This window comes from Flavobacterium sp. RSP15 (genome assembly GCF_003968755.1).
Lineage (GTDB): Bacteria > Bacteroidota > Bacteroidia > Flavobacteriales > Flavobacteriaceae > Flavobacterium.
Genome location: NZ_RYDL01000006.1, coordinates 96,132 through 118,301, shown reverse-complemented (window position 1 = coordinate 118,301; position 22,170 = coordinate 96,132). Strand labels below are relative to the sequence as shown.

Below are 22,170 nucleotides of genomic sequence, written 5' to 3'. Positions count from 1 at the left end.
ATATCAAATCATGAAATCATCCGATTTCTTTTAAAATCATACCCAATGTCTAAAAAACAATTCATCAAACGACATCATTTAATTATCAATAAGTTGCGATCCAATCCTTGCTCCTTTAAGGATTTACAAGATCATTTAGAAAAACATTCTTTAGATGAGTCTGAAAATTATATGATTTCAAAACGTACTTTTGAACGTGACGTAGAGGAGATTTGGGGAATTTATAAAATTATTATTAAATACCAACGTTCACAAAACGTGTATCAGATCATAGAAGATGCCGATGAGGTAAAGACCGATCGACTCATTGAATCCTTTCAGATATTCAATGCTTTGAGCATTTCGGATTCTGTTTTAAACCAAATTATCATTGAAAAAAGAAAACCACTAGGAGTCGAACACATGCACAGTTTATTACACGCTATAAAAAATAAATTTGAAATACAATTTACCCACGAGAAATTTTGGAAAGCGAACAATGAAAAGAAAATACGTATTGTATATCCTTTAGCTTTAAAGGAAGCTAGGAATCGTTGGTATTTAATAGCTCAAGATTCTAAGGATGGAATCGTTAAAACATTTGGTTTAGACAGAATTTCAAATTTAAATATGACTAGTAAAATTTTTATATATCCTAACGACTTTAATCCAGAAGAAAAATTTCAGTATTCTTTTGGTATCATCTCTGACGGTACAAAACTGGAGAAAATTAAGTTATGCCTATCACATGGTCAAGCCGATTACATAAAATCTCTGCCATTACATTCTTCTCAAAAAATAATGTCTGAAAATGAAACAGAATGTGTCATCGAATTATTCATGAGTTCAACTTACGATTTTATTATGGAATTGCTCTCCATGGGTCAGGAAGTACAAGTTCTGGAGCCGGAAAGTCTGAAAAATAAAATGATTGAAATACTGGAAGCAACATTGAAACGATATAAATAAGTTCGTTTTTCAACATTTTAAACTTTTTATTTCAATGTATAATCTCAATGCAAAACCTCAAAATCAATCTTCACGGAGAGAGTTGGACACTAAAAAAATTCGAGTGCAGCGAGGAGAATTTATGTGACTGCAAGAAAGTAGCGGCGAGAATGAAACTTCCATTAGTGAAAGCTTTATTAGATCCGTTTTTCTATTACTATCTTAAAATACCTTCCATTCCATCGGTTGAGTATTTACCGGGTAGTAAAATTAGTGGATTGTTGAACTCTTCTAAAAATCAAATCGAAATATTAGTAGATGGCAAAAAAATCAAAAAACTTCATATCAAAGATTTAGACCAAGAACTATTGCTTTTTCAATTGTATAATATTAATAAAACTGAAATTATAAACGATTACAGTCCCGGAATTTATGTTGAACAAAAAGCTATTGGGTTTATTGCCAGCTATGAAATAAAAATGGATAGCTTTAATATTGATAATTTACAATTCAATTTGTTGCAATTCAACGATAAACAATTATTACAACAACCTACGTATCAAAATAAAATCTTCCGTTTTAGAAAAAAAGAAACATTGCTTACGTACCAAAATAGTTTTGAAATCCTATAAGAACGGTAAACTCCTGTGATATACCGCATTCTTAAAAATAAGAAAACCCTGTTTTACACAACTATTTGACTTTTTCATGGGTATGCTTACTTTTTGCTTCCCCACAGGTTTTGGGATTGATCCATAATAATTCCCCACAACATTTAGACTTGATCCCAAATATTACGTAAATGTTAGGCTATTTTTCGAACCAAAAAAAACCTCCAAAATCAAATGACTTTGGAGGTTTGTAAGTTTTGTGGGCAATGAGGGGTTCGAACCCCCGACCCCCTCGGTGTAAACGAGGTGCTCTGAACCAGCTGAGCTAATTGCCCGAAACAACTTGGTTACTTTCGTTTCCGTTATTGCGTGTGCAAATATACGCCACTTTTCTAGATTTGCAAGTAAAAACCAAAAAAATTATAAAATTTCTGCTACTACAAAGGTGCTTCCACCAATGTATATAAAATCAGTTGCTCCGGCATTTTTCAGTGCGGCATGATAAGCTTCTGAAACAGAATTGTATACTTGGCCTTTTAGGTCAAAGCTAGCCGATTTTTGTTTTAGAATTAGAACATCCAGCCCACGAGGAATATTGGGTTTGCAGAAATAATAGATGGCTTTTTTAGGAAATAAAGGCAGGATTTCATTTAAATCTTTGTCATTTACAACTCCCAAAACAATATGTAATGCTTCAAAAGTTTGTTTTTGGATTTGATTCAACACAATTTCCAGTCCATTTTTGTTATGTGCAGTATCGCAAATAACTTTGGGGAATTCTCTTAATTGTTGCCATCTTCCCTGCAGTCCGGTATTTTTCATCACATTCAATAAGCCGGATTTTACATTTTCAGAAGTGATTTTAAATTCGTTCTGATTGTTTAAAACGGTGATGGTTTCTAATACTGTTTTTTTATTGTGCCTTTGATAATCGCCAATTAAATCAGAAGGATATGTTTCTGAAATTAAATCAGCAGCAAAATAGATTTCCGAATTGCATTCTTTTGCTTTAGCCAAAAAAACAGATCGGGTTTCAGGAGTGTATTCTCCTATTATCACGGGAAGGTTGGGTTTGATAATTCCCGCTTTTTCAAATGCAATAGCTCCAAGGGTGTTGCCCAAAAATTGCGTGTGGTCCAATCCTATATTGGTAATCACCGAAACTAATGGAGTGATAATATTGGTAGCGTCTAATCGTCCGCCCATTCCCACTTCTATAACGGCGATGTCTACTTTTTCTTTGGCAAAATAATCGAAGGCTAAACCAACGGTCATTTCAAAAAAACTCATGTCATTGGATTCAAAAAAATGTTTGTGTTCATGGATGAAATTAGTAACAAATTCCTCGGAAATATCCTTTCCACTAATTTTTATACGTTCCCTAAAATCCTTTAAATGTGGGGAAGTGTACAAGCCAACTTTATACCCGGCTTCATGAAGTATGGATGCCAACATGTGCGAAGTAGAGCCTTTTCCATTAGTTCCCGCAACATGAATGCATTTTATTTTTTCTTGAGGATTGTCAAGATGTGCTGTGAGTAAATGCGCATTGGTTAAATCTTTTTTATAGGCTGAAGCACCCTGAAGTTGGTACATCGGGAGCTGGTTAAACATCCAATTGGTGGTTTCCTGGTAGTTCATTTTTGTAATAAAATAGTAATTGGTTGAAATATTTTTCGTTTTTTTTAGTTTAATACTACATCGAAAAGTATCTTTAGTGCAAAATTGAAATAATTTTTAGAATTAATGATTAAAATACAATAATATTATATGTTTAGTTTTATACAATTACAGGCCGACACGATTACCAACGCTGCTTCAAACGTAGTTATCGAAAAAATTGCTCCAAATGCCGAAATATCCACTTTAGGATTCCTTTTAAAAGGGGGCGTGTGGCTTATCCCAATCGGGATTCTATTATTTTACACTTTTTATCTTATTATAGAACGCTATTTGTATATCAATAAAGCATCAAAAATTGATACTCTTTTGATGCGCGATGTACGTGATAATCTTAATTCAGGGAATCTTGATTTAGCTCGATCTATTGCAGAACGAAATAATACGGCTTCAGGAAATATCATAAAAGAAGGAATTTTGGTTATTGGGCGACCAATTATTGAAATTGAATCTAATATGGATCGTGCTGCAGATATCGAAATAGGGGAAATGGAAAAGCAGTTAGGTCACTTAGGTCTTATAGCCGGAATCGCACCTACGTTAGGGTTTGTTGGAACTATTTCTGGAGTAATTAAAATATTTTATAGTATTTCAGTTACTGAAAATATTAGTATCGGTAATATTTCCGGGGGATTGTATGAGAAAATGATCAGTAGTGGTTCGGGCTTAATTGTTGGTATCATTGCCTACAGCGGATATCATATATTAAACGGAAAGATTGATAATTTTGCTTTAAAAATTCAAAAACAAATCCTGGAGTTTGTAAATATTATTCAAAGATCGTAACATGTCTATAAAACGAAAAAGAAGATTTCATGCTGAGGTAGCCACATCGTCATTAAGTGATATTATGTTTTTCCTGTTGTTGTTTTTCTTGATTATATCAACGTTGGCAAATCCTAATGTGATCAAGATGACCTTGCCAAAAGCTCAGGCGAACGAGAAAACAAATAAGCAATACATTAGTTTATCTGTCACTGAGGATAAAAAATTCTACATAGACAAGCAAGCGGTTTCCTTTGAAGAACTCGAAACAACCTTAATGTCTAAGATGAATTTAGAGAAGGATCAAACGGTTATTGTTCGCATTCCATTCAATTTGCAAGTACAAGACTTAGTTGATGTACTGCAAATAGGAGTCAAAAACAATTTGAAGTTTGTGATTGCTACCAGTCCAAAGTAATACTGTCATTTTATTTACAGGTTTATTTGGGCGTGACCGTAATAGAAAAAGGGGCTAATCAGCATAGTGTTGATTAGCCCCCTTTTTCTATTACGGTCGGGCTATCCGCAGTACTTCGGTACTTGCTACTATCCCTTACGCAAAGTTGTATTTGATGTTACGCAGTTGTCATTACTTTATTCCTCGCAATGATAAAAAGATACGCTTCCTAATTGCTCTAATTCAAATTAAAATTGTAAACAATTTTACCGACTTGTTTTTCCGGGGCATCGCTGCTGGCATCCCATCTCGTGTTCATTGCTGCAATTCGTGCTTGGTCTAATAAACATTTTGCGGTATTCGTGGTTCCTCTAACACCAGCAACGGCATTTACTGTCCGTCCGGATCTGTCTACTGATACTTCAACTACAACTTTGCCTTGTTCATTACACGTGTATTTTGGTGCGGGTTTAGAAACAGCTTTTCTGTTTCCTAACGAATATCCCACTCCGCCGCCAGAACCGCTTCCGGTTCCACCCCCGCTTCCGGAACCATAGCCACTGCCAGTTCCTATTCCGCTTCCAGTACCGTTTCCGCCGCCTGTTCCTCCTCCAGAACCACCCGTTCCATAATAACCGTTGGAACTCAGGCTTCCGTTTGCTTTTCCTTTGTTTCCGGCTACTTTGTCATCGCCATCTCCGCCTTTATTGGAGCCTTTCATGAAACTGGATAAAGCATTATTGGTATTGTTAGAAACTTTAGGTTTTATAACTACTGGTTTTGCTGCTTCTTTTATAACTACTGTTGGTTTTTTAGTTTTTTCTTTTGTCGGAATCACAACACTTTCTTCAGTGCTGTTTTCCTGAGATAAAATAGCTTCCTCTGGAGTTGATTTAGCAGGCGTTTGTCTGGTTTGGTTTTTTACCTCCAAAACTTCGCTTTTATAATTCGCACCCGAACCTAAATCGCTGTCGCCAAAATTTACTGTAACGCCACCGCCACCACCGCCACCAGCAAGTTCATCCATGTTTGCAGGAGGCCAGAAACGGATAAAAAATAAAATTAACAACATTGTCGCATACAAAAGAATGGATAGTGCTAACGATTTCTTTTGATCTGATAAAATGGTGAAACTCATTTGTGTTTTAAATTTAAAAAAGTGTATTACTAAAAAACGTTGAAAAGTACTAAAAATTGTTAAGAGTAAAAAGCTACTGCCGGAATATAAATTAGGATTGCTTCGCTTAAAGTCAGAAATGTGAAAAAGGATCAAACAGATTATAAAATCTGATTAATCCCAGTTCCGATAAACATTAAAGAAGAACCCGCTGGGTGTAATTAATAAAAAATTAAACAAATTGAATTACACGCAACGGATTAAAGAATACTTTTTTATTTTAAGTAAGCTGCTTCAATGCTATTTCAAAAGCAGTGGCGCTAATATTTGTTCTACTTGGATTCAAATTATGTGCTTTTTCAATCGCTTTTTTAATAATTTCTGAAGTGTCTTGAAAAATAGCTTCATCCGTCATTTGTACTTTCTTTTCCATGAAATAAGCAAAAACACGAGCCATACCGCAATTAGAAATAAAGTCAGGAATCAAACTCACTTTATGATCTACATCTTCCATAATTGGACCGAAAAATATTGCTGTGTCAGCAAAGGGAACATTTGCACCACACGAAATTACTTCAAGCCCATTTGCAATTAAGCTGTCAATTTGAGATTGAGTGACTAATCGCGAGGCGGCACATGGAGTGAATATTTCAGCACCGATTGTCCATATTTTTTGATTGATTTCTTCAAAAGGAATCATGTTTTCGGCCACCAGTTTGTTTCCGTCTTTGGCCAAAAATAAAGCTCTAATTTCTTCAAAAGTGAATCCTTCTTCCTTTATTAATCCACCATCTCTGTCGATAATACCAATTACTTTAGCACCCATTTCGGCTAAGTAAAATGCGGCAGCTGAACCGACATTTCCAAAACCTTGTACGATTGCTTTCTTTCCTTTTACATCGCCACCATAAATCGTGTAATAATTACGAACGGCTTCGGCAACGCCATAACCTGTAATCATATCAGCAATAGTATATTTTCTGGAAACATCTGGTGAGAATTTTGGATTTTCAATCACTTTCACCACACCCTGACGCAATTGTCCAATTCTGTTGATTTTATCTGCTTCTGTCGGTTTGAAGTGACCGTTGAAAACGCCTTCTTGAGGATGCCAAACGCCACATTCTTCCGTCATGGGAATTACTTCATGAATTTCATCCACATTCAAATCGCCACCGGTTCCGTAATAGCTTTTCAATAATGGAGAAACGGCTTTATACCAACGTTGTAAAACGCCTTTTTTTCTTGGATCATTCGGGTCAAAATTAATTCCAGATTTAGCGCCGCCAATAGCTGGCCCGGAAACCGAAAATTTCACTTCCATGGTTTTTGCCAGAGACAACACTTCATTCATATCCAGCCCTTTTCTCATACGAGTACCGCCACCGGCAGCGCCACCACGTAGCGAATTGATGACTGTCCATCCTTCAGCTTCTGTTTCAGCATCTTTCCAATGGAAAACTATTTCAGGTTCTTTATTTTCGAATTTCTTTAATAAATCTTTCATTTGTTGCGATATATTTAATTTTGGCAAATATAAAAAATAGAATAATGTGAAATCTGTATTTTTAGTTTTATTTTGGAGAATAAATAATTCCCGAACTGTGATCTGATTTTGCACCTGTAACGCTGCTCAATACATTTATTTCGCCTCGTAATTTTAAAACACCCAGTAATGCAAAAATCAACGCTTCTTTAAATTCCAGAATTTTAGTTGATGGAATAATAATTTTCATTTCCGGTAAATGACATTGAATGCGTTCCATCAGAAAATCATTGTAAGCGCCACCGCCAGTTATGAAAAGGCTTCCTTTCTTATTGGGCAAAGCCACCGAAATTTGCACCGCCACGTGTTCTGTGAACGTGTTTAATTTGTCTTCAATGGGAATGGAATAGCTTTCTATAAGAGGTAAAACGGTTTCTTTCACAAATTCAAAACCCAACGATTTAGGATGTTTTTTTTGGTAAAAATCCAACGCATTTAATTCCTGTACTAAATCTTTGTTGCAAATTCCTGTTTTCGAAATACTGCCTTTGTCATCATAATCTAATCCCAGTTGATTGGCATAAAAATTCAAAACAGTGTTTACTGGTGAAATATCAAAGGCAATTCTTTTGTTGTTTTGTTCAAACGACACATTCGAAAAACCGCCTAAATTCATGCAATACTCGTATTCAGAAAATAAAATGCGGTCGCCAATAGGAACCAAAGGGGCACCTTGACCTCCCAATTGCACATCCTGAACTCTGAAATCACAAACAACCGTTTGGCTAATTAAAGGGGCAATTTCCGGCAAATTTCCAATTTGAAGTGTGAATCCGTTTTGGGGTTGGTGCAAAATAGTATGACCGTGGGAACAAACGGCATCGAGATTTTTTATTTCATATTTTCCGATGAAATCAGAAATGATAGCAGCCAGAAGTTGCGTGTAATCTTGATTTAATTTTTCGAGAGCAGTTTCAGAAAAACCGACAGCTATTTTCAATTTGTTTAACCAATCAATGCTATACGGAACCGTTTCGGATTCCAGGATTTGAAAGTCCCATTCATTGTTTTTGACAGTAAAGACAATATATGCCAAATCTACACCATCCAGTGAAGTTCCGGACATAACTCCTATAATTGTATACTTTTCTTTAAACATTGGCTAAATTTACGAAATCGTTTGAAATCTAATATTTAATAATTACTTTTGACGACAAATTTAAGAACATTTAATTTACAATAAAAATATGGATTTTAATCTAACCGAAGAGCATTTAATGATTCAGCAAGCGGCACGCGATTTTGCAAATGCAGAACTGTTAGCCGGAGTTATAGAAAGAGACGAACATTCAAAGTTTCCTACTGAACAGGTGAAAATGATGGCTGATTTGGGTTTCATGGGAATGATGGTGGATCCTAAATATGGTGGATCCGGTTTAGATAGTATTTCGTATGTTTTGGCTATGACCGAAATTTCAAAAGTTGACGCTTCTGCGGCAGTAATTATGTCGGTGAATAATTCATTAGTTTGTGCTGGCCTTGAAAAATATTGCAATGAAGAACAAAAAATGAAATATTTGGTTCCGCTTGCAAAAGGGGAAGTAATTGGGGCATTTTGTTTGTCAGAACCAGAAGCGGGTTCAGATGCCACATCTCAAAAAACAACGGCAATAGATAAAGGGGATCATTATTTGTTAAATGGGACTAAAAACTGGATAACCAATGGTTCTTCAGCGTCAACCTATATTGTAATTGCTCAAACAGATATTGAAAAAGGACATAAAGGAATCAATGCTTTTATCGTAGAGAAAGGTTGGGCGGGTTTTGATATTGGACCTAAAGAAAAGAAAATGGGAATTCGTGGTTCAGATACGCATTCTTTGATGTTCTCTGATGTAAAAGTTCCGAAAGAAAACCGAATTGGAGAAGATGGTTTTGGGTTTAATTTTGCTATGGCAGTTTTAAACGGAGGACGAATAGGGATTGCTTCCCAAGCATTAGGGATTGCAACCGGAGCGTACGAATTAGCATTGAAATATTCTCAAGTGAGAAAATCTTTTGGAAAGGAAATTTTCAAACATCAAGCGATCGCTTTCAAATTAGCGGATATGGCTACTCAAATTATGGCGGCAAAAATGCTAGTTCTAAAAGCAGCTTCTGAAAAAGACGAAGGGAAAGATATTACGCAATCGGGTGCTATGGCTAAGTTATTTGCTTCTCAAACGGCAATGGATACTACAATTGAAGCTATTCAAATTCACGGCGGAAATGGATATGTAGCTGAATATCATGTGGAGCGAATGATGCGGGATGCTAAAATTACTCAAATTTACGAAGGAACTTCTGAAATACAAAGAATTGTAATTTCAAGAACGTTGATTTCCTAATTGACCATCTGGTAAAAATATATATTTACAAACCATTAATGAATTAAGAGAATTAAGACGTATCTGTTTTGATGAATCTTAATTTCTTAATGGTTTTTGATTTAAAAAAAAAGCTACATTTACTAAAATATTTACGTTTATGTCTGAAGATTTAAAATATTGGTATTTGCGCGATCACAAATTGTTTCGAACATTGAGTTTTGGACAAATCAGACAGTTGTGTATTATTACTGGTTTTAAAAAAGCACAGAAAGGGGAAATTATTTATTTTTCCTCTTCGGATTTGCCAAGAATTTTTCTACTAAAAAAAGGAAATATAAAAATTGTTGCGGTTGATGAAGACGGCGATGAAACAATTAAGGATATTATTCAAAAAGGAGATTTATTTGGAGAACTGGCTTTGGAAGCTGATAGTCAGTCTAATGAATATGCAAAAGTACTTTCGGATGATGTGGCTATTTGTAGTTTTCTAATGTCGGATTTTGAAAATTTATTATTACAACATCCAAGTCTGGCGTTGTCTTACACCAAGTTTGTAGGATTAAAGATGAAACGCATTAAGAACAGTTATTCTAATTTGATTTCTAAAGACGCCAGAACCAGATTGTTTCAGTTCCTGAAAAATTGGGCAGAGAAAGAAGGAAAAAAAATAGGCGATAAAGTAGTTATTGAAAATTACCTGACCCAAAACGATATTGCTCAAATTATATGCACTTCGAGGCAAACAACTACACAATTACTGAATGAAATGGAAGCGAATGGGACTATTGTTTACAGCAGGAGAGAAATTATTATAACGGATATCAGTGCATTATGATTAATGTCGTGAAACTGTAACATAGCCGACAAATCAGTTCGAAATAGTACTGTAGTTTTACAACTTCAAAATGTAACATTATGAAAAAAATAATTTGTCTGGCCTTATTTGCAATTGGATTATCCGCTCACGGTCAAAATAATTTACCAAAATTAGCCACAGAAATCGCCCCATTGCTTATTGGAGAAAAAATTCCTACTTTTACTTTGAAATCTGTAGAAAATAAGGATGTTAATGTAACGGAATTAATCAGTAAGAAAAGAACGGTTTTAGTTTTTTACCGTGGTGGTTGGTGCCCATATTGTAATGCTCATTTAGCTGCCTTGGCCGATGCTGAAAAAGAATTGTTGGATTTGGGATATCAAATTATCGCTATAAGTCCCGATGCTCCAAAAAGCTTGAAAGGTACAGATGATAAAGAAAAATTAAATTATTTGTTATTGTCAGACAGTGCAGGTGAATTGTCGAAAGCGGTGGGGATTGCTTTTCAAGCGCCAGAAAATTATAAAGCCATTCTCAATAAAGGTTCTGAAGGGGTAAATAGTTCTTTTTTGCCTGTTCCGGCGGTGTTCATTTTAAATGTAAATGCAGAAATTGAATTTGAGTACATCACTCCAAATTTCAAAAACAGAATTTCAAATGATTTGTTGATAGCCGTTGCAAAATCGTTAAGTAAATAATCATGAAAAATCCGCTGTTTGTGCTAACCATTTTGTTCGCTTTTTCTGGCTTTGCACAAAACGACAGCAAACGAATGGATAATTTTAATCTTGAAAAAAATCTAATTATTCAAGGATATGATCCTGTAGCTTATTTCAAACAAAGAAAAGCAGTGAAAGGCAAAAAAGAAATAACAGCATCACATGAAGGCGTGGTTTATTATTTTTCGATAGCAGTAAATAAAGACTATTTCTTAAAGAAAGCTTCAAAATTTGAACCGCAGTACGGAGGTTGGTGTGCTTTTGCGATGGGAGATTCTAATGAAAAAGTGTCTATAAATCCCGAGACTTTCAAAATAAAGAATGGGAAGTTGTATTTGTTTTACAATGCTTTTTTTAATAATACATTGAAAAGCTGGAACAAGAATGAATCTGGATTGATGATAAAGGCCGATGCAAATTGGAATAAAATAGTGAATTAAAAAAATGGAAATCATGAAATTATCTCTGTTTTTCTGGTTACTGAGACTTACAGCAGCAGTAATTTTACTCCAAACGCTGTACTTCAAATTTACGGGGAGTAAAGAATCGGTTTCTGTTTTTTCTGCTTTGGGAATAGAACCTTTTGGACGAATTGGCATTGGAATTGCCGAGTTGATTGTGGTAATTTTGATCTTAATACCAAGAACTTCCTTGTTTGGCGCTGTATTGGGTTGCGGAATTATGGTTGGTGCGATTTTTACTCATCTGTTTGTGCTTAGGATTGAAGTGAAAAATGATGGTGGGACACTTTTTATTTTGGCTCTAATTACCTTTCTTTGTTACGCTATTTTAGTTTGTAAGGATAGAACTAAAGTGATGAATTTGTTGAATTAAAACGTAAATATGCTACTACCTTCTATTAATAATAGTTTAAACGAACTGATTGATTTGCTGAATCAATTGTCACATAAAGAATATTCAAATTCTTGTGCGGAATTAAGTAATGCAACTATTGGAGAGCATACCAGACATATTCTTGAAATGTTTCAGTGCTTAGAAAATCAATATGATTCAGGCTTTGTGAATTATGACAAAAGAGAACGAAATACGCGTATTCAAACGGATACGACTTTTGCTATTGAAAATATCGTCTTGATTCAACAAAATTTAAACAAGAAAAACAAAAATATAGAGTTGTTGCAAGTTATTAATGGAGAGGAAATCCGAATTGAGAGTAATTATTTTAGAGAATTACTGTATAATCTCGAACATTGCATTCATCATCAGGCACTTATAAAAGTAGCTATTTTACAATGTGAAACAGTAACTATTGACCCTAATTTTGGAGTTGCCCGATCTACCATAGAATATAGAAATCAATGTGCACAGTAAGTTTTGTAGCAACGAATGATACAATTATCATTACCTCCAATCGGGATGAAAAAACAGTAAGACCCACTGCTATACCTCCAAAAAGTTATACCGTAAACGGAAAAAATCTAATTTTTCCTAAAGATCCGAGAGCGGGAGGGACGTGGTTTGTGGCGAATGCTGACGGAGTAATTTTGGTGCTTTTAAACGGTGCCGAAGAAAAGCATGAAGTGCAGCTTTCATATCGAAAAAGTCGCGGCTTGATTGTTTTAGATATGATCAGCAGCTTATCGCCAAAGGATTTCTGGAGCGAAATTGATTTGGAAAACATAGAACCTTTTACATTAGTTTTATTTCAAAACAACGCTCTTTTTCAATTGCGCTGGAACGGAAAAAAGAAAGAAACAATATCTTTAGACATTCGTAAAAACCATATTTGGTCTTCATCTACGTTATATCCATTAGCCATTCGTGAACAGCGTTTACAGTGGTTTCAAACTTTTATGAATGAGAACCCTGAAATTTCCGAATTAAAAATGCACGATTTTCATCGCTACGCCCAAGAAGGGAATGATGAAAATGGCTTAGTTATCAATAGAAATGACGAATTGAAAACGTTGAGTATTACACAAGCAGTTATTGAAAAAAATAAAGTAGCGATATTGCATTACGACTTGATTTCGGAACAGGATTTTTTGACCTCATTTATCACCGTTTAATACGTATACATTGACCCGAGTTATGATGAACAGGCGAATCAAACTATTTTTTTATAAAGTTACGCATTGGGAATACTGGCCTTTCCTGATTGTGTATATTCCAATTTATTTTCTTTGGTCCTATTATTCCATCAAGGCAAAATCTATTTTTTTCTTTAATGCGTCTAATCCAACCATAAAAAATGGCGGCTTTATGATGGAGTCCAAAAAACAAATCTACAATTTGATTCCACAACACTATTACCCAAAAACGGAATTAATAAAAGAAGGAACTACTCTTGAAGAAATTTTAAATACGATTCAAGTAGCAAAAATAAAATATCCTTTGATTGCAAAACCAGATATTGGATTGCGAGGCTCCGGAGTCAAAAAAATTAACAATGTTCAAGATTTAAAAGGATATGCTGAAAAAGCAAATTTTGATTATGTAGTGCAAGATTTAATTCCGTTTGACAATGAAGTCGGGATTTTTTATGTGCGCCATCCTCATGAAAAAACCGGCAGAATTACCGGAATAGTTTCTAAAGAATTTCTGATTATTACCGGAAACGGATTCTCTACCGTAGAAGAATTAATCAAAGAAAATCCACGATACGAACTGCAATTAAAGGTTTTGAAAAAAGAATACGGAAAAAAACTACTCGAGATTCTTCCAAAAGGAGAAAAATTGAATCTGGTGCCGTATGGTAATCATGCACGAGGCGCAAAATTCATAGATGGAAGCCATTGGGTCACACCAAAATTGACACAAACTATTAACGAAATGTGTTTGCAAATTCCTGGTTTCTACTTTGGGAGAATGGATGTGATGTATAATACCATTGAAGAACTAGAACAAGGATTGAACTTTTCAGTTGTGGAGCTGAATGGAGCGGCTAGTGAACCCACCCATATTTATGATCCAAAACATTCTTTGTTTTTTGCTTGGAAAGAACTTGCGCGTCACATTACCTACATGTACGAAATAAGCGTGGCAAACCATAAAAATGGTACTCCATATTTAGGGCATAAAGAGGGGATGAAAGAGTACAGAATGCATCTGAAGCAAAGCTATAAAATTGTAAATTTCTAAAATAATGAAGGCATTAAAGAACATTTTTGTTGGTTTTTTAGTGAGTTTTATCGGGTCGATACCCTTGGGATATTTGAATGTTGTAGGTTTCGAAATCTATTCAAAGCTAGGAATGAATAGCTTGTTTTTCTTTTTATTAGGAGTGATTTTCGTAGAGATGGTTGTGATTTATCTCACTTTAATTTTCGCAAAGCAATTAGTAAACAATAAAAAATTAATCAAAATTATTGATTTTTTTGCCGTTCTCTTTCTGTTGATTTTAGGGTATTCTTTTTATGCTAATTCCAGTCAAATAATGGAAGAACAAGGGATTTTAGAGAGTTATGCTATGTGTTCTCCTTTCCTTATTGGTGTATTGTTGAATTGTATCAATTTTCTTCAAGTACCGTTTTGGACCGGCTGGAATCTCTATTTAATAAATGGGGATTATATTTCCATTGTAAATAAGCTCAAACTGTATTATATTGCAGGAACTTTGGTAGGCACATTTTTTGGGATGTTAAGTTTAGTTTTGATATTAAATACCTTATCTAAAAACACAACCAGTTTTTATCAATATGTAATGCCAGTAGTAATTCCGTCATTTTTTGTGGTTTTGGCTCTTGTTCAAATGGGTAAAGTCTACAAGAAATATTATCGAAATAAAACCCTTTTATAAAATAGAAATCTCAATATCATGAAAAAAGCATTCCTATCTCTTTTTTTAATTTTCTTAGGTTGTCTGTCAACTCAAGTTATTATCGCCCAAACAGCTAGTAAGACGCAAAAAAAACCAGTTGATATTGACTATAAAGTATCAGAAAATGACGTTGCTAAAACATTAAAATATTTAGCTTCGGATGAACTGGAAGGAAGGGAAACCGGAAAAGAAGGAATGGTAAAAGCGGCGGATTATTTAGAGCAGTTTTTTAAAGACAACAATGTAAAACCTTATTTCAAATCGTATCGCGATACATTATCCACTTTTAAGGGAACCGCTTTTAATATCGTCGGTTTTGTTGAAGGGAACGATCCGGTTCTTAAAAATGAATTTATAATGCTAAGCGCACATTACGATCATATTGGCTTGGATAAAAAAGGAGTGAAGGGAGATTTTATAAACAATGGTGCCAATGATGACGCTTCAGGAACAACTGCAGTTGCTGAAATGGCAAAATATTTTAGCATAGCCAAAAACAATAAGCGAAGTATTCTTTTTGTATTTTTTGCAGGAGAAGAAAAAGGGTTATTAGGTTCTAAGCATTTAGCCAAAAAACTGAAAGCGCATGATTTTAAATTGTATGCTCAATTCAATATTGAAATGATTGGTGTGCCAATGAAAAGAGCGTATCTAGCTTATATTACTGGTTTTGATAAATCTAATATGGCAGGAAAAATCAATGAATATACTGGAAAAAATACGATTGGTTTTCTTCCAAAAGAAGCCGAATATAAATTATTTTACAGATCCGATAACTTCTCTTTTTATGATGTTTTTAAGGTGCCTTGCCAATCAGTGAGTACATTCGATTTTGAAAATTTTGACTTTTATCATCATGTTTCGGATGATTTCAAAGCGATGGATATTCCTCACATGACTTCTTTTATTCAAGAATTATTACCCGCTGTAACGCAAATGGCAAATACGCCAACACAAGAAATCGTATTGCTTAAATAGTTTTAGAAACCGGCTGATTCATATTATACGCTAATATAGAATAGTCATTATTATTGAACTGAAAATCCCCAATAATGGTCCATTTTAGTTTTTCGGTATGCGCTTTCATAGACGGGATATTTATTTTATTGATAAATGTCAAACCCAACGCATATTTTTGTGTCATGTGTGTTCTCATGAATTCAAACAGTGGTTTGATCAATCCCCTGCCACGGTATTCCTTGTGAATGCAAATGGGTCCGTATTGAAAACTATTTGTTGTGGTGATTTTAAAATCTAAAAAGTGTAATTCAGGAAACAAGGAGCTCATGTAATTGAAAATGGGCCATTGTTGGAAAAACTCCCAACTTCCTGCAAAAATGTAAGCAATGATTTTGTTGTTTTTCTTGGCAATAAATAATTCTGATTTTTGAATAACTTCGGTTAGTTGTAGTATTGAAAATGGCGTAGTAACAAATCCAGAAATTTTTTCTTCTTCGGATAAATTTACTACAAGATACAATTCTTGTAATACCAATACTCCATCAATGTCACTCATTTTTGCAGTTTCGAATTGTATGCTTTCGGTCATTTTTCTTGAAATCTGATGTTAATTTGGTTTGTCAAAAATAAGTAAAATTCCTGAAATTTTTAATTTTTATTGTAACAACAATCCTTTGCCTAAAGCCTTATTTTTTTGTCGTTTTTGTTTATTTTTGCAACATGAAAAATATTATCATCACAGGAACGAGTAGAGGAATAGGATTTGAATTGGCATTGCAATTTGCCAATGCGGGACACCAAGTACTAGCCATATCCAGAAAGATTCCTCAAGCTTTATTGGGCAACGAGAATATTATCTGTCTTTCAGTTGATTTGTCCAATGAATCTGAATTAGTGAAAGTAAGTGATTTCCTTTCTAAGTCTTGGAAACAAATAGATGCAGTCATTCATAACGCCGGAAGTTTATTGTTAAAACCTTTCTCAGAAACGACTCAGGAAGATTTCGAAAACATCTATAAGGTCAATGTTTTTGGAGTGGCTAATTTGACTCGAATTTGCCTGCCTTATCTGCAAAAAGGAAGCCATGTAGTAACCATAAGTTCTATGGGTGGGATTCAGGGAAGTTTAAAGTTTGCCGGATTAGCGGCGTATAGTTCAAGTAAAGGAGCCGTGATTACGTTATCAGAGTTATTAGCCGAAGAATATAAAGACCGCGGGGTTTCTTTCAATGTTTTGGCTTTGGGTTCCGTGCAAACAGAAATGTTGGCAGAAGCTTTTCCGGGATATCAAGCGCCAATATCAGCGGGCGAAATGGCGAATTATATTTATGATTTTACTTTGACTGGAAATAAATATTTCAATGGTAAAGTGTTGCAAGTTTCTTCTACGAATCCTTAATTTATAACTGACGTCTATTTTGAGCGAAACCTTAGCCAGATTTATTCCAGAGCATGCGGTAAAACCCGTTTTTGAACTTATTGTTGCTAATCAAGTGCATCTTAAGATTGTCAATGAGCGTCAGACACGTCATGGTGATTATCGAAAAGGCTTAAACGGAAAACATGAGATCACGGTAAATTCAAATCTCAATAAATACAAGTTTTTGATTACGTTGATTCATGAAATTTCACATTTGGTTGTGTTTGAAAAATTCGGTAGAAATATTAAACCGCATGGAAACGAGTGGAAATATTCTTTTCAAAGGCTGATGATTCCTTATATTCGACCAGAAATTTTCCCAAATCAATTGTTGCCTTTGTTGGCTAGACATTTCAAAAATCCTACAGCCAGCAGCGATACTGATGCTGCTTTGGCATTAGCTTTAAAACAATTTGATCAGCAAAATGATAAAAATTATGTGTTTGAAATTCCGTACGGTAGTGTTTTTAGAATCCAAAACGGAAAGATATTCAAGAAAATTGCGATCAGAACCAAGCGTTTTGAATGTTTAGAAATGAGTTCTGGAAAAATGTATTTATTCAATCCAAATGCTGAGGTGGAATTGTTGAAATCCAGTTAGTTTTTACTCTTTCAAATACGCTTCCCGTACTTTTTTGAATAAATTTGAAGAATAAACAAAGGCAACAACTGCCTCATTATCGGTTCTGAAAATTTCTTCTTTGTTTCCTTCCCAGGCTTTTAAACCATCTTTTAGGAATAGAATTTTCTCTCCAATTTCCATCACGGAGTTCATATCATGTGTATTTATGACCGTTGTGATGTTATATTCTTCTGTAATTTCTTTGATAAGATTATCAATCAAAATAGCTGTATTTGGATCCAATCCCGAGTTTGGTTCATCACAAAACAGGTATTTGGGGTTGTTTACAATAGCGCGGGCAATAGCAACGCGTTTTTGCATTCCTCCTGAAATTTGCGAAGGGAGTTTTTTATGGGCGTCAGTAAGATCGACTCTTTTTAATACAAAATCTACGCGCTGCTGAATTTTTGCTTTATTGTCTCTAGTGAACATTTTTAATGGGAAGCCAACATTTTCAGCTACAGTCATGGAATCAAATAAAGCACTTCCTTGAAAAACCATTCCAATTTCAGTGCGAAGTTCTCGTTTTTCGTCAGACGTTAATTCCGAGTAAATTCGGCCATCAAATGAAATTGTTCCAGATTCCGGAGTATGAATGCCTAAAAGACTTTTGAGCAAAACTGTTTTTCCGGATCCACTTTGTCCAATAATTAAATTGGTTTTTCCGGTTTCAAAAACCGTAGAAATACCTTTAAGAATTTTATTTCCACCAAATGATTTTTCTATGTTTTGTACTTCTATCATGATCCTAGTAACAACTGTGTTAGTATATAATTGAATAGTATTATGGAAACTGATGTCCAAACAAAAGAAACGGTACTGGCTTTACCTACTTCAAGCGCACCACCCTTCATATAATAGCCATGAAAAGAGGGGATTGTGGCCAGTAACATGGCAAATATCAGGGTCTTTATGAATGCATAAACAATGTGGTACGGAATGAAATCCATCTGTGTGCCATTTATAAACTCAGTACTAGAGATAAAACCACCATAAACTCCTGCCATCCAGCCTCCCAGAACTCCCAGAAACATAGCAATTCCTATTAAGAATGGGTATAATAATAAGGCGATTATTTTAGGAAAAACCAAGTAATTTAAGGAGTTTACACCCATCACCTCTAAGGCATCAATTTGTTCGGTAACCCTCATGGTTCCTATACTGGAGGTAATAAACGAACCCATTTTTCCGGCCATAATCACGGAGATAAAAGTGGGGGCGAATTCTAATATTACGGATTGTCGTGTCGCAAAACCGATAAGATATTTTGGAATTAATGGGTTAGTTAGATTTAAAGCAGTTTGTATAGCAACTACACCTCCAACAAAAAAAGAGATAAAGGCAACAATACCAAGAGAGTCAATGATTAGATCATCAATTTCCTTGAAAATTAAATTTCTCATCACAGACCATTTGGTCTGTTTATTAAAAATTTCTCTCAGCATTAGGAAGTATCTTCCTATCTGTGTTATATATCGAATGAGCATCATAAGTTTTGCGAATATGGGCTAAATTACAAAAATTGTAAGGAGTTATATCTTTCAATTTAGCAGTTTTTGATTTTGGAAGCTAAAAAAGCTTTTCCTTCATTTTTTTTAAACGATATTTTCTAATGAATTTTGCTTGTTCTTCTGTAACTAATAATGGAGTTTTAGCTGCTTTAGCTTTCCAATAACCGCTGATGTAATCTACAAATAGTAGCGGTTTTTTCTTCATTATTGCCAGCTTTGCCGAAGCGATGGAAGTGATTAAAAAGCCGTAGCCTAAAGTATAAAATGCTTCGCCTTGTTTGTAACGTGCAGTTTTATTGTAATTAGCGCCAGTTGGTTTTAGGTGTTTTACCAGTAATGAAGTGTCCGTAATGACTTTCCATCCGTAAAATTTACATAGTAATTCATCTACGGTGTCCCAACCCATTGCCGGTTTTAAATTACCTATTTGCTCGAAGCATGCTTTTCTATAGGCTTTGAACGCGCCACGAATATGGTCTTTGTCAGTAAGATTTTCCAGAATCCATGTGCCATTTTTTTCGATATAAGCAAATCCGCCTGCCATTCCTATTGTTGTATCTTTTTTGAAAATGTTTAAAATAGTTTCAAAATAGTTGTTGGGCAGAATTAAATCGGCATCCAGTTTCACGATTACGTCATAATTTTCATCTAATGTTTCATAACCTTTGTGAAAGGCCTGAATAACTTTACTTCCCGGCAAATGAATTGCTTGGGAGGTTTTTGTGACCAATGTGATAAACGGATTTTCTTTGGCGAAAGCCATAACTATTTCGGCCGTTTTATCAGTAGAATTGTCATTGACTACGACTACTTTTTTGGGCAAAATGGTTTGGGAAATCAAAGAATTTAGCGTTAAAGCAATAAATGCTTCCTCGTTATGGGCCGGAATAACAATGTAATAATTCATTTAAAAATTTTTAAATTTTAGATTTTAAATTTCAGATTAACGATTTGTTGCAAGTCGTTAATCAGAAATCAGAAATCAGAAATCGTTAATCTATTTGATTTTTTCAGCGTAAACAATATAATATCGGTTGGTAAACTTTCTTAATAAGGGACGAATTCCAAATTTTTTAACGGGATTGGTCCATTTTTGCCGGTCTATTATTTTCCAGCCTGTTTTTTCTAATAGCCAATCGAGTTGCCAGTCTTCAAATTCATGGTAATGCCTATCCCAGGGGTCTGTTTTACTGCGGTAAGCTGGAGAAAACCACAGTCGCAATGGTATAGAAATAAAAAGTTTATCCGATTTTATTTCGTTTAAAATAGTGAAAGGATTTAGTAAATGTTCAAAAATTTCGAAAGCGGTTACAACCTCTTTTTGTTCTCTTAAAAATACGGATTGGTCCTTGTCTAAGTCTTCTCCGGTTGTGTTTGTAATTGTAAATCCTTCGGATTTCATGATTTTAGAGAAAGGGTTTTCAACGCCTAAGTCTAAGATGGTCTCTGAGGAGGAGACATGTTTTTTTAGAAATTCTAAAGTATGTTTGAATCTTTTATTGGGAAACGTTTTTTCGTACATGTTTTTTTGATTTGTCCGCTGGGGAACGAAGGCACAAATATAGTAATAAATGTGTTTTTGAAGATTGTTTTTTAGCCCGGATGGCAATGAAAATCCCGGAGCTTCAAAATGTAGTTTTTCAAGGTGCAAAAAGCGACTAAAAGAAGCTTTACTGCACCTTAGAAAAACAAGTTTTGTAGTGAGGAATTGTAAAGGACAGCCGGATTAGCTCCTGATTACAATTTCCTAAAAAGAATTAATATCGGTAAATAAAGGCGTTGATGTTCATTCCTGCTCCAACCGAGGCAAAAATCATAACATCTCCTTTGTGTATTTCCTGATTTTCTATTTTGCCTCGGATGAGCAGGTCAAAAAGAGTTGGAACGGTAGCAACACTGCTGTTTCCCAGTTCATGGATACTCATGGGCATGATGTCTTTAGGAACTGTTCTGTCGTATAATTTGTAAAAACGCTGTATGATTGCTTCGTCCATTTTTTCGTTAGCCTGATGGATAAGAATTTTTTTGACATCATCAATACCGAGTCCGCTTTTGTCTAAACAACTTTTCATGGCTGCAGGGACATGATTTAATGCAAATTCATAGATTTTACGTCCGTACATTTTTATGTAGCGAATGTCCGGATCTAAATCAGGATTGTAGGATTTTCCAAAGAATAAATAGTTGGCTTCGTCATTTGCATAGGTGGCACTTTCATACGCTAACAAACCGGTGTTATCATCTGAAGCTTCAATGATAGAAGCGCCAGCACCATCTGAGTAGATCATGGAATCCCTGTCATGCGCATCGACTACTCTGGAAAGCGTTTCTGAACCTATAACCAAGCAGCGTTTTGCCATGCCGGATTTGATGTAAGCATTGGCTTGAAGTACGCCTTCGATCCATCCGGGACAGCCAAAAAGGATGTCGTATGCAACACATTTTGGGTTTTTTATTTGTAGCTTGTGTTTGACACGTGTGGCTAAACTTGGAAGCATATCGGACTGGCTTGTGCCGTATTTTACATCCCCAAAGTTATGAGCAAAGATGATGTAATCTATTGTTTCAGGATCAATTTCAGCATTTTTTATTGCTTTTTGAGCAGCAGAAAAAGCGAGATCAGAGGAGTTTAAATGATCCTCTGCATAACGCCGGTGTTCAATTCCGGTAATGCCCTTAAATTTATTAATGACTACTTCGTTTGGATAACCAAAAGCAGTTCCATCCTCGTTTAAAAAAACATGTTCGCCAAAATCTGTATTGCTTATTTTTTTCTCAGGAATATAACTTCCTATTCCAGCTATTTTTATTTTCATTGCGTTAATTTTCCAAAATTTATGCTAAATTAATCATTAAAAAATTAGTACAGTCACAATATTTACTATGCATGCATATAATTGTGAAATAATAATTTATTGGCTAAAATATTGAATTTTTTATTGTAAAAGGAATGTTTTGATGCGATTTTTATTTCTTACTTCTTTCAAGT

At 34.8% G+C, this 22,170-nt stretch carries 26 protein-coding genes and 1 tRNA gene; 16 read left to right on the top strand and 11 right to left on the bottom strand.

What is annotated here, in order from left to right:
• Positions 1 to 45 precede the first annotated feature (45 nt).
• On the top strand, positions 46 to 948 hold the full coding sequence (locus EKM00_RS08675) for a helix-turn-helix transcriptional regulator (protein WP_126515910.1): 903 nt from the start codon (positions 46 to 48) through the stop codon (positions 946 to 948).
• A gap of 47 nt (positions 949 to 995) precedes the next feature.
• Positions 996 to 1,559 (top strand): hypothetical protein, encoded by a 564-nt coding sequence (locus EKM00_RS08670; protein WP_126515909.1) that lies wholly within the window; start codon positions 996 to 998, stop codon positions 1,557 to 1,559.
• Between the two features lie 239 nt (positions 1,560 to 1,798).
• Here EKM00_RS08670 and EKM00_RS08665 read toward each other — a convergent pair.
• Together EKM00_RS08665 and EKM00_RS08660 are read right to left on the bottom strand one after the other, a co-directional pair.
• Positions 1,799 to 1,873, bottom strand: a tRNA-Val gene (locus EKM00_RS08665).
• A gap of 85 nt (positions 1,874 to 1,958) precedes the next feature.
• On the bottom strand, positions 1,959 to 3,179 hold the full coding sequence (locus EKM00_RS08660) for a bifunctional folylpolyglutamate synthase/dihydrofolate synthase (RefSeq protein WP_126515908.1): 1,221 nt from the start codon (positions 3,177 to 3,179) through the stop codon (positions 1,959 to 1,961).
• A 129-nt stretch (positions 3,180 to 3,308) separates the two neighbouring features.
• On the opposite strand from EKM00_RS08660, the gene EKM00_RS08655 reads away from it, so the two are divergent.
• Together EKM00_RS08655 and EKM00_RS08650 are read left to right on the top strand one after the other, a co-directional pair.
• A complete protein-coding gene (locus EKM00_RS08655) occupies positions 3,309 to 4,004 on the top strand; it encodes a MotA/TolQ/ExbB proton channel family protein (protein WP_091257601.1) in 696 nt (231 codons plus the stop codon).
• 1 nt (position 4,005) lies between these two features.
• Positions 4,006 to 4,401, top strand: coding sequence for an ExbD/TolR family protein (locus tag EKM00_RS08650; RefSeq protein WP_126458690.1), 396 nt, complete (start codon positions 4,006 to 4,008; stop codon positions 4,399 to 4,401).
• A gap of 217 nt (positions 4,402 to 4,618) precedes the next feature.
• Here EKM00_RS08650 and EKM00_RS08645 read toward each other — a convergent pair whose 3' ends face one another.
• From EKM00_RS08645 to EKM00_RS08635, 3 genes are all read right to left on the bottom strand, one after another.
• Positions 4,619 to 5,518: an energy transducer TonB gene (locus EKM00_RS08645; RefSeq protein ID WP_126515907.1), complete on the bottom strand. Its 900-nt coding sequence runs from the start codon at positions 5,516 to 5,518 to the stop codon at positions 4,619 to 4,621.
• Between the two features lie 259 nt (positions 5,519 to 5,777).
• Positions 5,778 to 7,004: a Glu/Leu/Phe/Val dehydrogenase dimerization domain-containing protein gene (locus EKM00_RS08640; protein WP_126451759.1), complete on the bottom strand. Its 1,227-nt coding sequence runs from the start codon at positions 7,002 to 7,004 to the stop codon at positions 5,778 to 5,780.
• Between the two features lie 67 nt (positions 7,005 to 7,071).
• Positions 7,072 to 8,142 carry an anhydro-N-acetylmuramic acid kinase gene (locus tag EKM00_RS08635; protein WP_126515906.1) on the bottom strand — a complete coding sequence of 357 codons (1,071 nt, stop codon included), beginning with the start codon at positions 8,140 to 8,142 and terminating at the stop codon, positions 7,072 to 7,074.
• A gap of 88 nt (positions 8,143 to 8,230) precedes the next feature.
• On the opposite strand from EKM00_RS08635, the gene EKM00_RS08630 reads away from it, so the two are divergent.
• From EKM00_RS08630 to EKM00_RS08585, 10 genes are all read left to right on the top strand, one after another.
• Entirely contained in the window at positions 8,231 to 9,370 is a 1,140-nt protein-coding gene (locus EKM00_RS08630; RefSeq protein WP_126515905.1) for an acyl-CoA dehydrogenase family protein, read from the top strand.
• Positions 9,371 to 9,509: 139 nt separating this feature from the next.
• Complete coding sequence (locus EKM00_RS08625; protein ID WP_126515904.1) at positions 9,510 to 10,187, top strand: Crp/Fnr family transcriptional regulator; 678 nt, start codon at positions 9,510 to 9,512, stop codon at positions 10,185 to 10,187.
• Positions 10,188 to 10,267: 80 nt separating this feature from the next.
• On the top strand, positions 10,268 to 10,867 hold the full coding sequence (locus EKM00_RS08620) for a peroxiredoxin-like family protein (RefSeq protein WP_126515903.1): 600 nt from the start codon (positions 10,268 to 10,270) through the stop codon (positions 10,865 to 10,867).
• Positions 10,868 to 10,869: 2 nt separating this feature from the next.
• Positions 10,870 to 11,328: a YHS domain-containing (seleno)protein gene (locus EKM00_RS08615; protein ID WP_126515902.1), complete on the top strand. Its 459-nt coding sequence runs from the start codon at positions 10,870 to 10,872 to the stop codon at positions 11,326 to 11,328.
• Positions 11,329 to 11,341: 13 nt separating this feature from the next.
• Positions 11,342 to 11,722 carry a DoxX family protein gene (locus EKM00_RS08610; RefSeq protein WP_126515901.1) on the top strand — a complete coding sequence of 127 codons (381 nt, stop codon included), beginning with the start codon at positions 11,342 to 11,344 and terminating at the stop codon, positions 11,720 to 11,722.
• A 9-nt stretch (positions 11,723 to 11,731) separates the two neighbouring features.
• Positions 11,732 to 12,220, top strand: coding sequence for a DinB family protein (locus EKM00_RS08605; protein WP_126451766.1), 489 nt, complete (start codon positions 11,732 to 11,734; stop codon positions 12,218 to 12,220).
• The gene (locus EKM00_RS08600; protein WP_126451767.1) at positions 12,208 to 12,918 is read left to right on the top strand and encodes an NRDE family protein; all 711 of its coding nucleotides are present in this window, start codon (positions 12,208 to 12,210) and stop codon (positions 12,916 to 12,918) included. Before EKM00_RS08605 ends, EKM00_RS08600 begins: the two co-directional genes overlap by 13 nt.
• A gap of 22 nt (positions 12,919 to 12,940) precedes the next feature.
• Positions 12,941 to 13,990, top strand: a complete 1,050-nt coding sequence (locus tag EKM00_RS08595; protein WP_233592263.1) for an ATP-grasp domain-containing protein — start codon at positions 12,941 to 12,943, stop codon at positions 13,988 to 13,990.
• A gap of 4 nt (positions 13,991 to 13,994) precedes the next feature.
• The gene (locus EKM00_RS08590; RefSeq protein ID WP_126515900.1) at positions 13,995 to 14,648 is read left to right on the top strand and encodes a hypothetical protein; all 654 of its coding nucleotides are present in this window, start codon (positions 13,995 to 13,997) and stop codon (positions 14,646 to 14,648) included.
• Between the two features lie 18 nt (positions 14,649 to 14,666).
• Positions 14,667 to 15,647, top strand: coding sequence for a M28 family peptidase (locus EKM00_RS08585; RefSeq protein WP_126515899.1), 981 nt, complete (start codon positions 14,667 to 14,669; stop codon positions 15,645 to 15,647).
• Here the strand turns inward: EKM00_RS08585 and EKM00_RS08580 are convergent.
• Positions 15,640 to 16,218 (bottom strand): GNAT family acetyltransferase, encoded by a 579-nt coding sequence (locus EKM00_RS08580; RefSeq protein ID WP_126458728.1) that lies wholly within the window; start codon positions 16,216 to 16,218, stop codon positions 15,640 to 15,642. The two genes, EKM00_RS08585 and EKM00_RS08580, sit on opposite strands and share 8 nt — an antisense overlap.
• 131 nt (positions 16,219 to 16,349) lie before the next feature.
• On the opposite strand from EKM00_RS08580, the gene EKM00_RS08575 reads away from it, so the two are divergent.
• Together EKM00_RS08575 and EKM00_RS08570 are read left to right on the top strand one after the other, a co-directional pair.
• Positions 16,350 to 17,027, top strand: coding sequence for an SDR family NAD(P)-dependent oxidoreductase (locus tag EKM00_RS08575; protein WP_126515898.1), 678 nt, complete (start codon positions 16,350 to 16,352; stop codon positions 17,025 to 17,027).
• 19 nt (positions 17,028 to 17,046) lie between these two features.
• Entirely contained in the window at positions 17,047 to 17,649 is a 603-nt protein-coding gene (locus EKM00_RS08570) for a SprT-like domain-containing protein (protein WP_126515897.1), read from the top strand.
• 3 nt (positions 17,650 to 17,652) lie between these two features.
• Here EKM00_RS08570 and EKM00_RS08565 read toward each other — a convergent pair whose 3' ends face one another.
• The 5 genes from EKM00_RS08565 to EKM00_RS08545 form a co-directional block, all read right to left on the bottom strand.
• Positions 17,653 to 18,414, bottom strand: coding sequence for an ABC transporter ATP-binding protein (locus EKM00_RS08565; RefSeq protein WP_126451773.1), 762 nt, complete (start codon positions 18,412 to 18,414; stop codon positions 17,653 to 17,655).
• Complete coding sequence (locus EKM00_RS08560) at positions 18,411 to 19,160, bottom strand: MlaE family ABC transporter permease (RefSeq protein WP_126451774.1); 750 nt, start codon at positions 19,158 to 19,160, stop codon at positions 18,411 to 18,413. The genes EKM00_RS08565 and EKM00_RS08560 overlap by 4 nt, the downstream gene beginning before the upstream one ends.
• Before the next feature lie 79 nt (positions 19,161 to 19,239).
• Positions 19,240 to 20,088: a glycosyltransferase gene (locus EKM00_RS08555; protein WP_126515896.1), complete on the bottom strand. Its 849-nt coding sequence runs from the start codon at positions 20,086 to 20,088 to the stop codon at positions 19,240 to 19,242.
• Positions 20,089 to 20,178: 90 nt separating this feature from the next.
• Positions 20,179 to 20,703, bottom strand: coding sequence for a methyltransferase (locus EKM00_RS08550; protein WP_126451776.1), 525 nt, complete (start codon positions 20,701 to 20,703; stop codon positions 20,179 to 20,181).
• A 235-nt stretch (positions 20,704 to 20,938) separates the two neighbouring features.
• The gene (locus tag EKM00_RS08545; RefSeq protein WP_126515895.1) at positions 20,939 to 21,997 is read right to left on the bottom strand and encodes a 3-oxoacyl-ACP synthase III family protein; all 1,059 of its coding nucleotides are present in this window, start codon (positions 21,995 to 21,997) and stop codon (positions 20,939 to 20,941) included.
• Positions 21,998 to 22,170 lie beyond the last annotated feature (173 nt).

Excerpts from the sequence above, each read along its gene's own strand:
- EKM00_RS08675 (WP_126515910.1), top strand. The coding sequence starts at position 46 with ATGTCTAAAAAACAATTCATCAAACGACATCATTTAATTATCAATAAG.
- EKM00_RS08670 (WP_126515909.1), top strand. The coding sequence starts at position 996 with ATGCAAAACCTCAAAATCAATCTTCACGGAGAGAGTTGGACACTAAAA.
- EKM00_RS08660 (WP_126515908.1), bottom strand. The coding sequence starts at position 3,179 with ATGAACTACCAGGAAACCACCAATTGGATGTTTAACCAGCTCCCGATG.
- EKM00_RS08655 (WP_091257601.1), top strand. The coding sequence starts at position 3,309 with ATGTTTAGTTTTATACAATTACAGGCCGACACGATTACCAACGCTGCT.
- EKM00_RS08650 (WP_126458690.1), top strand. The coding sequence starts at position 4,006 with ATGTCTATAAAACGAAAAAGAAGATTTCATGCTGAGGTAGCCACATCG.
- EKM00_RS08645 (WP_126515907.1), bottom strand. The coding sequence starts at position 5,518 with ATGAGTTTCACCATTTTATCAGATCAAAAGAAATCGTTAGCACTATCC.
- EKM00_RS08640 (WP_126451759.1), bottom strand. The coding sequence starts at position 7,004 with ATGAAAGATTTATTAAAGAAATTCGAAAATAAAGAACCTGAAATAGTT.
- EKM00_RS08635 (WP_126515906.1), bottom strand. The coding sequence starts at position 8,142 with ATGTTTAAAGAAAAGTATACAATTATAGGAGTTATGTCCGGAACTTCA.
- EKM00_RS08630 (WP_126515905.1), top strand. The coding sequence starts at position 8,231 with ATGGATTTTAATCTAACCGAAGAGCATTTAATGATTCAGCAAGCGGCA.
- EKM00_RS08625 (WP_126515904.1), top strand. The coding sequence starts at position 9,510 with ATGTCTGAAGATTTAAAATATTGGTATTTGCGCGATCACAAATTGTTT.
- EKM00_RS08620 (WP_126515903.1), top strand. The coding sequence starts at position 10,268 with ATGAAAAAAATAATTTGTCTGGCCTTATTTGCAATTGGATTATCCGCT.
- EKM00_RS08615 (WP_126515902.1), top strand. The coding sequence starts at position 10,870 with ATGAAAAATCCGCTGTTTGTGCTAACCATTTTGTTCGCTTTTTCTGGC.
- EKM00_RS08610 (WP_126515901.1), top strand. The coding sequence starts at position 11,342 with ATGAAATTATCTCTGTTTTTCTGGTTACTGAGACTTACAGCAGCAGTA.
- EKM00_RS08605 (WP_126451766.1), top strand. The coding sequence starts at position 11,732 with ATGCTACTACCTTCTATTAATAATAGTTTAAACGAACTGATTGATTTG.
- EKM00_RS08600 (WP_126451767.1), top strand. The coding sequence starts at position 12,208 with ATGTGCACAGTAAGTTTTGTAGCAACGAATGATACAATTATCATTACC.
- EKM00_RS08595 (WP_233592263.1), top strand. The coding sequence starts at position 12,941 with ATGATGAACAGGCGAATCAAACTATTTTTTTATAAAGTTACGCATTGG.
- EKM00_RS08590 (WP_126515900.1), top strand. The coding sequence starts at position 13,995 with ATGAAGGCATTAAAGAACATTTTTGTTGGTTTTTTAGTGAGTTTTATC.
- EKM00_RS08585 (WP_126515899.1), top strand. The coding sequence starts at position 14,667 with ATGAAAAAAGCATTCCTATCTCTTTTTTTAATTTTCTTAGGTTGTCTG.
- EKM00_RS08580 (WP_126458728.1), bottom strand. The coding sequence starts at position 16,218 with ATGACCGAAAGCATACAATTCGAAACTGCAAAAATGAGTGACATTGAT.
- EKM00_RS08575 (WP_126515898.1), top strand. The coding sequence starts at position 16,350 with ATGAAAAATATTATCATCACAGGAACGAGTAGAGGAATAGGATTTGAA.
- EKM00_RS08565 (WP_126451773.1), bottom strand. The coding sequence starts at position 18,414 with ATGATAGAAGTACAAAACATAGAAAAATCATTTGGTGGAAATAAAATT.
- EKM00_RS08560 (WP_126451774.1), bottom strand. The coding sequence starts at position 19,160 with ATGATGCTCATTCGATATATAACACAGATAGGAAGATACTTCCTAATG.
- EKM00_RS08555 (WP_126515896.1), bottom strand. The coding sequence starts at position 20,088 with ATGAATTATTACATTGTTATTCCGGCCCATAACGAGGAAGCATTTATT.
- EKM00_RS08550 (WP_126451776.1), bottom strand. The coding sequence starts at position 20,703 with ATGTACGAAAAAACGTTTCCCAATAAAAGATTCAAACATACTTTAGAA.
- EKM00_RS08545 (WP_126515895.1), bottom strand. The coding sequence starts at position 21,997 with ATGAAAATAAAAATAGCTGGAATAGGAAGTTATATTCCTGAGAAAAAA.